Source organism: Flavobacterium stagni (genome assembly GCF_004122105.1).
In the GTDB taxonomy this organism is placed as follows: Bacteria; Bacteroidota; Bacteroidia; order Flavobacteriales; family Flavobacteriaceae; genus Flavobacterium; species Flavobacterium stagni.
Genome location: NZ_SBKN01000010.1, coordinates 18,347 through 30,739 on the forward strand (window position 1 = coordinate 18,347; position 12,393 = coordinate 30,739).

At 34.3% G+C, this 12,393-nt stretch carries 9 protein-coding genes; 6 read left to right on the top strand and 3 right to left on the bottom strand.

The annotated features are described in order from the left end of the window. Positions 1 to 19 precede the first annotated feature (19 nt). From EQG61_RS13160 to EQG61_RS13185, 6 genes are read left to right on the top strand one after another with little or no spacing between them, the layout of a single operon-like run. Positions 20 to 1,957, top strand: coding sequence for an AAA family ATPase (locus tag EQG61_RS13160; RefSeq protein ID WP_129462414.1), 1,938 nt, complete (start codon positions 20 to 22; stop codon positions 1,955 to 1,957). Continuing rightward, on the top strand, positions 1,950 to 2,849 hold the full coding sequence (locus EQG61_RS13165; RefSeq protein ID WP_129462415.1) for a hypothetical protein: 900 nt from the start codon (positions 1,950 to 1,952) through the stop codon (positions 2,847 to 2,849). Before EQG61_RS13160 ends, EQG61_RS13165 begins: the two co-directional genes overlap by 8 nt. After that, the gene (locus tag EQG61_RS13170) at positions 2,846 to 3,109 is read left to right on the top strand and encodes a hypothetical protein (RefSeq protein WP_129462416.1); all 264 of its coding nucleotides are present in this window, start codon (positions 2,846 to 2,848) and stop codon (positions 3,107 to 3,109) included. The genes EQG61_RS13165 and EQG61_RS13170 overlap by 4 nt, the downstream gene beginning before the upstream one ends. 5 nt (positions 3,110 to 3,114) lie before the next feature. After that, the gene (locus EQG61_RS13175; protein WP_129462417.1) at positions 3,115 to 5,685 is read left to right on the top strand and encodes an McrB family protein; all 2,571 of its coding nucleotides are present in this window, start codon (positions 3,115 to 3,117) and stop codon (positions 5,683 to 5,685) included. 5 nt (positions 5,686 to 5,690) lie between these two features. Next, positions 5,691 to 6,950 (top strand): McrC family protein, encoded by a 1,260-nt coding sequence (locus EQG61_RS13180; protein WP_129462418.1) that lies wholly within the window; start codon positions 5,691 to 5,693, stop codon positions 6,948 to 6,950. 4 nt (positions 6,951 to 6,954) lie between these two features. Further along, positions 6,955 to 7,524, top strand: coding sequence for a hypothetical protein (locus tag EQG61_RS13185; protein ID WP_129462419.1), 570 nt, complete (start codon positions 6,955 to 6,957; stop codon positions 7,522 to 7,524). 33 nt (positions 7,525 to 7,557) lie between these two features. Here EQG61_RS13185 and EQG61_RS13190 read toward each other — a convergent pair whose 3' ends face one another. From EQG61_RS13190 to EQG61_RS13200, 3 genes are all read right to left on the bottom strand, one after another. Beyond that, positions 7,558 to 10,545: a DEAD/DEAH box helicase gene (locus EQG61_RS13190; protein WP_129462420.1), complete on the bottom strand. Its 2,988-nt coding sequence runs from the start codon at positions 10,543 to 10,545 to the stop codon at positions 7,558 to 7,560. Between the two features lie 315 nt (positions 10,546 to 10,860). Continuing rightward, a complete protein-coding gene (locus EQG61_RS13195) occupies positions 10,861 to 11,415 on the bottom strand; it encodes a hypothetical protein (RefSeq protein WP_129462421.1) in 555 nt (184 codons plus the stop codon). Positions 11,416 to 11,939: 524 nt separating this feature from the next. After that, positions 11,940 to 12,389 (bottom strand): hypothetical protein, encoded by a 450-nt coding sequence (locus EQG61_RS13200; RefSeq protein ID WP_129462422.1) that lies wholly within the window; start codon positions 12,387 to 12,389, stop codon positions 11,940 to 11,942. Positions 12,390 to 12,393: the final 4 nt, after the last annotated feature.

Here is a 12,393-nt window from a genome sequence, read left to right on the forward strand (position 1 = left end):
TGGATATAAAATGTAAGATATGAGATTAGCTGCAATATATTTGCCAAGTAATGAAAACTTTAAAGAAGACACCATCAACTTTGGTGGTAGGTACAATTATTTTATAACTAAAAACAACTCTGAATATAAATTAAAAAGAATCTTAAATGAGAATTTCATTGAAAATTTTTTTTCAAACGAAATAAGTAACATTTCAGTTATTGTTGGTAAAAATGGAGTAGGAAAAACTTATCTTTTAAAAAAAATACTGAAAAGTGATGATTTACTTCTCGTTTTTGAGAGTGATTATGAGTATTTAAAAAAACAATGGCTAATTAGTTCATCAAAAAATTATTTAAAACCCTCTCATGGAATAAAATATATTGATAATAAAGAAAAAGATGAATTAGATATCGCGTTCCAAGAACTAAAAAAAGAGGAAAAAAATCATTACAACAATAATTATAGAATATACGAAAAACCGACATATTATTTTTATTCACCATTGTCAAATTATAATCTTTCAACTAAATACATTGATGATTTTACGGTAAATGATGACTCAATCTTTACAATTCAATCTGAAATATTACAAAGACAAGTTAGTTTTTTAATGCAAAAAAAATTAATTAATGGTCTTAAAGAAATTTATGAAGGTTTTCCTAGTTATGATAAAGTTAAAATTAAATTAATTGAATTTATTAATCCTGATTTAAGCTTAATTGATTTCAGACTTTATTCATTTTTTAAAAACAATTCATTTTTTAAAAACAAGGATTTAAACAAACTTAAGAACGACAACGAATTTCAAATTGCTTATAAGCAGGACTCTGATAATGGTAACTTTATAAATATTTTCACAATATTGTCTGAGAGATCAAAACAGTCATCAGGTAGAAAACGTATATATATAGAGATTTACATTAGAGCTATACTTTCATTAATTAGTCTTACAGGAACATCAAAGTTAAATTTAGTTTTTGCAGAAATTAACTCTTTAATTGTAGATGACGTTTTCGAAAACGATAGAAGATTCAATAAATTAATTCGAGTAACCTTTGACAAGGTAAAAAAAATTAATGAAAAACTAAATGAACATGGCATTATAGATTCGCTAGAAGAATTAGAAGAATTGATCAAAGAGATTTTAACTAATTTGCCAGAAGATCAATATTTTTCATTATTGGAAGAAAAAATTAACAAATTAAACAAATCATACTTCAACTTTCTTCATAAAACCGAATCATTTATCAATGATTTTATTATTGATTATGAAATACCATTTTTAAAATTTGAAACAAACAAAAACCTATCTCAAGGAGAAGAATATTTATTAAATCTTTTTTCTGCAATTTACTCAAAAGTAGATTTGGGGAATAAAGAAAATATAATCCTACTATTAGATGAACCTGATTTAGGATTTCACCCAAAATGGAAGAAGAAATTAGTAGAGTCGTTTGTAACGGTACTCCCGGCATTAATAAAAGGTCTTAGTGCTAGAAAGTTTAATGATATTCAAGGATTTGAGAATGAAAATGTATTAAACCGATTACAAATAATATTTACCACACATGACCCATTAACTTTGTCTGATATTCCGAATAAAAATATTGTGTATTTGGATAAAAATGATAATTCGTTTTTTGTAAAAAAAACAAATAAGCCTGAAAAATCTTTTGGTGCAAACTTGACCGATCTGTTAGCTGATTCTTTTTACATAAATGATGGTTTAATTGGGGATTTTGCAAAAAGAAAAATTAATGAAACTATTGAATGGTTAAATCAGTCTAATGATAATATTGTGGAATTTGAAGATAAAAATCAAAATGAAATACATAGAAAAGTTATAAATACCATTGACGAACCTATTCTAAAAATAAAACTACTTGAAATGTATTCAGAAAAAATTGGAATTTCACTCAGAAATCAGATTTTAGACGAACAAATTAAATATTTAGAAAGTTTGAAAAATGATTAATATATACAATAAAGCATCTTTTAGGGCATCTAAAATTCATTTAAAAGAACTAAGAAATAAAATTCTTAATTCACCACACTTAAATGATTTACCAAATTATCTAAAAAATTTTATCATATCTAAAATCGATGATATACTAATTGGTGATCCAAAAAAATTATCTAGATTAAATACTCATTATTACAAACTTCAAAGATCAAGACACGTTAGGAAATATGATTCAGTTCTAAAAAAAATTTTTTCATTTTCAAACTTTAATACTAACAAAAAAGAATATAACTTAAATAATTTATCTGAAAACATATCAATTAAATACTGTCCATATTGTAATAGACAATCTACAATCAATGTTACTTCTAATTCAATAAAGCCTGATTTTGATCATTATTTTCCACAAGCTAAATTTCCTTTGTTAGGTTTATCTTTTTATAATTTAATCCCATGCTGCACAATTTGTAATAGCAGATTTAAAATTGGAAAAGTTTTAAGATTAAACCAATATTTACATCCCTATGTAGATGATTGTATGAATGATTTTAATTTTACATATAAATATGACATTTCATCAAAAAATTTGATTAAAATTGATATCAAGAGAGATATATTAAACCCTTTACCAACTAAAATAGAAAAGTCATTATCATTATTCAAAATTATTGAAACTTATAATGCACACACAGATGAAATCTTAGATCTTTTAAAAATTAAACAAATTTATAATGATCGATATCTAAAAATATTGTCAACGCAAACATTTTCTGATTTAAAAATTTCACAAGAAGAACTATACAGATTAGCTTTTGGTGTATACTATGAAAAAACTGACTTCTCTAAACGCCCATTCAGTAAATTAAAGAAGGATATTTTAACTGAATTAAATTTAATCAGATGAAAACCGCAGAAATCATAAAAATGGGCTACGTCATTCAAGCCTTTCTAGAAAAAGAAAAACGTATCGATGCCAAACCCAAAGACCTTATGCCTATTCTTATTGAAAAAGGCTTTTTCAAAAAAGACCACCGTGAAGGGTTGCCTTTGCGAGCTTTATTAAGAGACTTGGATCGTAAAAATAAATTGTACTTGTTGCCACAGGTACGAGCCGATCGAAAGGCCAAAAATGTGAGTTGGTTTTTTAATGCTATAAAAAGTTAAAAATTATGTTTGAAAATATTTTAGAATTTTACGCCACAAATGCGCGTTTACAATCCATTATTAATAATCCTGTTTTTCAATTTCAAAAAGGACAAGAAGCTTTACTAAAGTGGCAAGCCTATGAATTGACGGCTACTCAGATTGAAAAAATCAAATTATGGGTTAATAATTATTCATCGTTTCAATCGGTACAAAGTGATCAAATTGAACTTTATGACATCAAATTATTATTCCTAGAAATTGTATCCTATTGTGATGTCAATGCTAATGGTAAAAGGCTTTATAATCAATATGAAGATAAACGAACAATTGCCAAAGCAGGGGTTCGCATGGGAAGTTGGATTAATGGATTAATTGACTTCAAACTAAATCCAGACGGCTTATTTGGTTCAACAAAAAATGCCTTTAATTATTTATTGTATCCTCGCGAGCACTCAACCATTCTCAGTGAAAATCACAGAGTCCAAATTATCGAACATTATTTGCAACTGCCTTACCGTGCTGAAACTTTTAATCAAAATTTGCTCGCCCTATTTGGTCAATACAATTTACAAGTAGTAAATCCCGATAATTATACCTATCTCCTCTCTGAATTGATTTATCATTATGAGTTGGAATGGAAAAAAAGCAAAGGAATGACCTTTCGAAATTTAGTCGAACAACTTAACGCTGTTATTCGTGAAGAAAATTTAGATTTTGAACCCGTTGGATGGTCAAAAAATAGAAAATACGTTTGGTTAAAGGATCGAGAAAATATTATTGGTGATGATATTGCTCATTACGAAATTAGCTCTAGAACGCTTCACAACAATAAAATATTTGTTGATATCCATTTTGAAGGTAAGAAAAAAGAGCGTGAATATTTTTACAATAACATCCAAGAGTTACCAGAAAATTTAGAATGGTTTGATTGGTGGAAATCCAAAAGTATTGGCTATAAAGAAGAATTCTCTCTACTTGATAAAGATATCGTTACAAAAGTACTTTCTGCCTTAGAATACTTTGAATCAACCATTGGCAACCAAATCCGTCAACTTAAAATAGAAAAATTTCCTTCTAGTCAGAACACATTACCCTCATCAAAAAATTTAGCTATGCCATTAAATCAAATACTTTACGGGCCTCCAGGAACGGGGAAAACACATAATTCTATCAATACTGCCTTGCAACTCATTGATGATGAAGAAGTCAATGCTATAGAACTAACTGTTCGTGAAGACGTTAAAGTACTCTATGATAAAAAAGTGGAAGAAGGCCAAATCGCTTTTACCACTTTTCACCAAAGTATGAGTTATGAGGATTTCATTGAAGGGATTAAACCGTTAAAACCTAATGGGCAAGATAAACAAGTATTGTATGATGTGGTTCCGGGGCTATTTAAGACCTTAGCAGCTAAAGCATTGCATAATTTTATTTTGCATGCTCGTGAGGGGAAAAAAGAAAAGAGTTATTCATTTGATGAATTTCACAACAATTATCTCAACCATATTAATCAACCCGCAAATCTAAATACTGTACTGTTTACAACTATAAATGACAAAGAGTTAAAGTTATTATCGGTCAATGGCACTTCCATTATTGTAAAATTTGTTTGGTACAACAAAGCACAAGGTATTGAAGCTACACAACCTTTTAGTGTTACCAAAGATAAAATTCGACAATTGTTTGAAGCGGGTATTAATCCACATGAAATTACAAACATGAAAGAGACCTTTGCTCCTTTCTTCAAACATAATTTATCGGTGTATTATGCGGTTTATAAATCGTTTTATGACTATGTAAATACCCAAGGATTTGACTTATCTGAAAATGAGGAAACATCCATTACTTTGACAGAAGATTTTGAATTATTATTGGATGCTTATTCCTTACTTACCCCTGTTGAAATAGAGCGCGGTCTAGCAGAATCGCAAAACTATGTACTAATTATTGACGAAATCAACCGTGGTAATGTATCGCAAATCTTTGGGGAGTTGATTACCCTTATTGAAGATGATAAACGTTTGGGCAAACCAGAAGCAATTCAAGTTACCCTCCCCTATAGCAAAGAGAAATTTGGCGTCCCTCCTAACCTTTATATTCTAGGAACCATGAACACCGCTGACCGAAGTGTAGAAGCATTAGATACCGCTTTACGCAGACGTTTTAGTTTTACAGAGATGCCGCCGCAATATGACTTGAAAGAATTACAGGGTGAGGTTTATGGTTATCCCTTGCACGCTATACTTAAAAAACTCAACCAACATATTGAAATCTTATTGAATCGCGATCATTTGATTGGGCATTCCTATTTTCTCAACAAAACTGAAGCCACGCTACAAGAATCGTTTTATAAAAATATCATTCCGTTGTTGCAAGAGTATTTTTATGGCGATTACCAAAAAATAGGTATGGTGCTCGGTAAAGGGTTTGTGCGTAATCTACATGAACACCAAAACAGTACTGTTTTTGCTTCGTTTGAAACGGATTATGATTATACCGACAAAGTAGTGTATTCGATTGTGAACTATGCTGATCAAACCAATGTTCCGGCTGATTGGAATTTTGAAAAGGCACTTACTGCATTAATGTCGTAAAGCCTATGCCAGCAGCAACTATCACCGTCTTTGAACACCAAAAACTAAAGCTAAATCAAACCTACAAAGGAATTTGTTTTTCTGATTCCTACCTCAAGGCGTTGCAGAAGTACCATGGGGAAAAGGGTACGCCGTTCTTTAGTTTGATTCACAATGGTGTTCAGTTTAACGAACATGTGGGCGTATTGCAAGTGGGTACTCTTCGCATTGAAGTCTTACCCAAGGTTGAGCATACCCAAATGGATGCACAGGGTTCTTCAGAGGGATCATGGCGTGATTTGCTTATTGACATGTTTAAAGTCGTACAAGGCGTGGAGGCTAAATCGAATACCAATAGTTTTTCACGGGTAAAATCCAATTCTATTTTGGACTTGTATTTTATGCTATTTCTTCAGGAAGTAGAGGAATTGTTACATCGGGGATTAATCAAGCGGTATCGCACCACAGAAGGCAATCAAAAAGCGTTGAAAGGTTCGTTACGTTTTGCACCACACCTTCGTGAAAATTTGGTGCATAAAGAACGCTTTTTTGTTCGTTACACTACTTATGACCACCAGCACTTGCTGCATCAAATTCTTTATAAAACCTTAGCGTTGATTCAGACCTTGAGTTCGAATGCACAATTGAGTACTTCTGTGGGCGCTGTATTACTTCGCTTTCCTGAGATGGAAACGATAACAGTCACTGAGGCTACTTTTGAACGCATTCCTTTTGATCGAAAAAACAATGCGTATCAAAAAGCAATACAGATTGCGCGATTATTGCTTTTGAATTATCATCCGGATGTCCAACAAGGGCGGCATGATGTTTTGGCTTTGATGTTTGACATGAACGCGCTGTGGGAGGAATTCATTTTTATGACGTTGAAAAAGGCACCACAGACGTATTCTAATCTTCGTGCCCAGCATCCAAAACCCTTCTGGAAACCCTTGCAAGGAGGTCGTAGCGTGGGTATGAAACCCGATATCACGTATTCGTATAACGGCCAAACGATTGTACTTGACACGAAGTGGAAAAACATCCAATCGGCCAATCCTTCGGTGGATGATTTACGGCAATTGTATGTTTACCATGAGTACTTTGATGCCCAACGGGTAGCTTTGGTTTATCCAGGAAAGCAGGATTTCCGTAACGGTCGTTATTTTAATTTTGATCAGTCGGCTTCCGAAAAAGAATGTGCTGTGATTTGTTTGGATGTCCATCCGAGAATACGGGTTTGGCAGGAGGAGATACGAGAGAAAATTAGAACTTATTTACACAATTAAAATTATGCTTACTACCCTACTAACCGCCTTAAGTGTTTGCGCTTTAACCTTTTTATTTTGCCAAGCCCTTTTTAAGAAAAAAATAGATGAACAAGCTGTACTAGTTAAAGAAACTACTGAAAAGCTTCGTGAATTAGAACAAAACAAAACATATATTATTGAAAAAGAAGTTCATGACCGAACGAATGCTTACAGGGAAACCATCAAACAATTGGAGATGGACAAGATTACTATCAAACATGAAAGTTACCAACTGGGTGTTAAGGATACAGAGGAACAATTTAAAAATGAATATGTAGTTCAAGTTCTTCCCTACATCAATAAAGTCAATGAAAAGCGCGATGGATTTTTCAGTTTTGGTACAGAAGAAATCATTGAGATTGGCTATCAGTATCAGTTATTTATCAAAGGGTTTCCTGCTTTAGAAAAAGCACAAATTATCATAGATCGACATCGTTCGAAAGACTATAAAGTCAATCATGAAAACATCAATCAATTGATCGCAACAACCATTGGAGCAACATTGGAAAACTCAGGAGGTATTATTCGGTTTGTGACGAAAAAGAGTAGTTAATTAACGTCGCTCTCTACTGAAGTTTTATTTTTTTCAATAATTATCAAACAACGTCCTCTGATACCCAATTCCATTAAACTTATTGATTAACTCGCGGATGAATTCGTAATGCTTTACGTAAGGGTTGGGCACAGCGATGAGTTGGAGCTTTTTATTGTGAATCAACTCCATTTTAATTTTATCGGATTTAAGGGTTCGGGGGTTGTGGTAATGCTCAGCACCGTTTAACTCAAAGATGACCTTGGGTTGGTTGTTTTCGTAGAGTACGCCATCGAATTCTTTTTTGTTGACTAATGGATTATCACGCTCTTCCGGAAATACGTCAGTTACTTTTACATTTCTACGGAAACGGGTTTCTTTGAGCGAACAGTAATGCTGCATGGTTTTATAGAACTCGTCTTCGAATTTGGAGTTGTTAGAAAAGCCAATCGTTAATTTATTAACCTGACTTTGGGCAACTTCTGCCGTTCCGTTTTTATAAGCATAGGCCATCAATGCATACAAATCGTCGTCTTTTTGGGATAAGATTTTGATGGCTTCGAGGTCGGTTACTACAATCAAATTCTCTTTGGCACGGGTGACACCAACGTTTAGTAATTCACTGTTGTTTTTGATCCAATCGTAGGTTTTGGGGGACGTTTTGGTAGACAAGGCCGTAGAAATGATAATCGTTTTGTTTTCTTGTCCTTGTACTTTGTGAATAGTACCACAACTCACCGAGGTATCAATCGTACCTGCTTTTTTGGCTTCTTTCAAATAGTGATTGACCACATCTTCCTGGTTTCTGAACGGTGTCAAAATAAACGCATCGGTGAGGTTGTTCTTTTGAATGTACTCCACTATGGCAAGGGCTTCCTCCAATTGTCCGTTTTTATTTTGCTGATTGGCATTGGTCACCGAAAGTAATTTTACGGTTCCCGGATTGCCAACCGCCGTCAGGTTTAAACGTTGGTCGTAAAACCGTTTGTTGGAATAATTGATGATTTTTTGTCCACAACGGTAATGGTAACTTAATAGAATCTCACGGGAAATGGAATCCAACTTCTTGTAAGCTGAGAGTATGGAATTACTGTAATAATCGTATTCGTCGCTAATTTGAAACTGTTGCATCAATTTCCAGTTCTTCTCTTTATCAAAAACGATAATGGGTTTGAGTTGGTTGGTATCGCCTATCAAGACCATGTTTTTGCATTTGGAAATCGGAATTAAACTCGTGGGTATTTCGCACTGCCCAGCTTCATCGATGGTGAGCAAATCAAATTTAAACCGTTGACCCAAGCGACGGCTGGAAATGTTGGTTGTGAGAATAATGGGGAAAACTTTGGTGAGTTTTTCTATATTTTTATCGTCGGTTAACCATGTATTGAATTCTTTAATTTGATCGTTTTCTTCTTGAATGTGAAGAATTTCGATTAGTTCAGTATACTCTTTGGTTCTTAAACGCTTGATGTATTTCAGTGATTCGAAATAAAAGAACTGCAGCAGACTGTGGTTGTCTTTGATGATTTCAAATATGCCTTTAACCTCTTCATCCGTGGTTACTGGAATCGAGTTGATTTTAGCCAGCAACTTTTCACGTTCTTGTTCCAACAACCAATACTTTCCTTTAGCCATGAGTCCGTCAATAAACTCGAGGTTTTGTTCTAAATCGGCTCGTTCTTCATACAGTTGCAGTTTGTCTAACAGCTGTTTGTTTTTCTCTCTTGAATTTTGTTTTAGGTTACGCAATAGCGACTCTTTGGGTACGTCGTTCGTTTTGTAGTTGTATAGTTTCTTGATGGTTTGTATGGCTTCCAACGTACATTGTTTATTGCCTAAACGAAGAAAGGGAATTAAAATCTCTTTATTTCTATAGGTTCCTAAGTTCAGTTTCTCTTTGATTCCGTCTATGGGTACATTGTTGTTGGAGGAAATGAGAAGGGTTTTGTTGTTGGTCAAACAATTCACTACAATATTTAAGATAGTTTGCGTTTTTCCGGTACCCGGTGGTCCTTGCACATAGGTTACTGGATATTTTAACGCATTGTAAATGGTGCGTAATTGATCAATGTTGACATTATTATCATACAAAACGATATGGGGTTCTGCCCTATTCTTGCGGTCCAATAAAGAGGAATTTTTAAAAAATGCTTTTAAAGGAATTTGCATTTCTTGGTTTTCGTGTTCTGTATGAATATAATCAAAAATGGGGGCAATATCAATTTTGGAATAGCCGAGTACGACAATTTCAGGTCGGGTATTGAGTATTTCCCCATGTTTGAAATTTTCTATAATGGCATCTATAGTTTTGGATGGGTTGTCCAAATAGTGTTCTTCAAAATCGGACGGACTGAAATCGGTGTAATACGATAAGGAATATTTGGTGTCTTTGATGTAAAAGTTGGGATTGAACTGCGTGGCATTTCCCACCAAAAGTGTCTTTTTAACGGGATCATAGGACAGTTCCCGATAGGCTACCACAAACTTACCGCGTGATTCAAGGTCGATTGAAAATTCACATAGTGCCAATTTATAGTCATAATGTGTTCTATAGTCGTTGTGGTATATATCTTTGATGATTTGTTTTTGCTGGTCGTCGGACAGTTGATAGGGATTTTGCTCCTTCAGTACGGTCAAATCAATTTCCGAAATCAAGTGTGTTTTATGAAGAAAAGGGTCGTTGTTTGCTTTGTGGCATTCGAGGTAATAATTGAGCACATCGTTGTTGTAGCGATCAAATTCATAGACGGCTAGGCTTTCATCTTCGTTTATTTTCTTGATAAGATTAGGAGGTACATCATAGTGGGAGAACTTGAGTATTTCGACGTGTTGGATTCCAGAAATTGAAATTGTTTTTCTGCATAAAGGTTCGTCCTTCATGACATTAAACATATCCACTACAATTTTATCGTTGCCATAAATATCAAGGATGGAAATCCAAAAAGGACTGACTTTTCCCTCTTTGTTTTTGTATTTGATGCTGAGGTAACGTCCTCCTCGTACGGCTTCGGCAATAGCGACTGTAGTACGCTTATGAATCATTTTCGTGCTTTTATAGGGTCTGTAGAGAATTCTGTAGAATCAAATATAAGGAGTTTGTAGGGAAAATTTTAGAATTTAGAGTTTAGAATTTAGAGTTTAGAATTTAGAGTTTAGAAATTAGAATTATGAATTATGAATTATGTGTGCCTGTGGAATAGACGGGATTTTGGATTAGACGTTAGATGTTAGACATTAGACATTAGACGTTAGAATGATTTGTGATTGCTAAAAATGGAATTTGCAATAACCCGACTGATGACTCTAATCTAAAGTTTGATGCCTTTGGTTGTCGTGAAGATCATAGTAGGTCGAGGGTTAAATATCATCTCTACGCCAGGAATCGTCGGGGCTGAAACGGTATTTTTTGGAGGCTAATTTCCATTGGTTGTTTTCTTTTTTTACTACAAATTGTTCGTAACGGGTTATGCCGTGGGTGTAATGGAATTCGAGGGTGGCTCGCTGTTCTGATTTTTGGGTAATAAAGAGTTGGAGATCGGGTCGGTACAAATAGTCGTATCGTGTGGGAATTCCGAATGCCAGACTGCGATTGAACTCCGGTTCGATCATTACTTCGCGCAACAAATCATTGTGCCGTTGACTGTACTCCGCCCAGAGTTCGTCTTCTCGTGGTTGCACTTGGTTGGGTTGATACGGGTTTTTTAAGGCTTCACTGCGTGCGCAAATTTCACGTTCCAAGTCATTGAATCGTACTAAGGTTGGAATCAAAAAATCTATGGTTTCTTGGGTGAATTCTTTAAATTTTTCAGCTGTATTGGAGGTATCTACAGTAAACTTTGTAATGCTATTGTTGGATTGAAGTACTCCTTCTTCACGTTTCTTTTTTCCAAAAAATGTATTCCAAAAACCCATCTCTTTTTTTTGTAAAAATAATAAATTAAAACTGTAGATATGAGTAATGAATTAGGTGTGCCTTTGAAAAAGACGGGGGTTGGGAATTTAGAATTTAGAGTTTAGAATTTAGAATTTAGAATTTAGAATTTAGAATTTCTTAAAATTGATGTAAGTGCTGGAATGGGATTTGGGATTAGACGTTAGACGTTAGACGTTAGACGTTAGACGTTGGACGTTAGTCGTTGGAATTTGGAACTTGGGATTTGGGATTTGGGATTAGACGTTAGTCGTTAGTCGTTGGACGTTAGTCGTTGGAATTTGGGATTTGGGATTTGAAATTTGAGATTTGGGATTAGACGTTAGACGTTAGTCGTTGGACGTTAGTCGTTGGACGTTAGTCGTTGGAATTTAAAATATTGGGATTTGAGTGATTAGTGACTAGTGATTGGAATTTGGAATTTGAAAATAAAAAAAAAAACTCCGTTCTTCCCTATTAACATAGTTCAAACGGAGTTTACCGGTTTACACTCTAAAACCTGTATTTAAAACCAAAGGGTGGCTGTTCCACTACTTTTGGCGGGTATTTCGGAAGGAGTTGCCAAAGGATGTTCGATACTTAGCGAGATCTTTTTGACGTTGGAAAAACGATGTACGCCCAGTTCGGCGTCGTCTGCAATTACTTTACGAATTGAACCTGAAGACGTCTCAACAAGTAACGTGACACAACTGTCTCCTCCTCCATTGTTATCCACATCAATAGCAATGGATCTGGGTGTATCGGATTGGAACACCACTTGAAAGTTGGATTGGCGCAATTCACAGGTACGAACAGGTTGGCGTATGGGTTGATTGGGATCGATCACTAAATCACCTCCTACTGTGGAGGAAAGTGTATACCGTTCAAGATTGTATTTCACTACCGCAGTATTGGATTGTGACCATGCGGCTCCTCCTACCAAAAGGAAAAGGATAAATAACATCATTGTTTTCATAGGG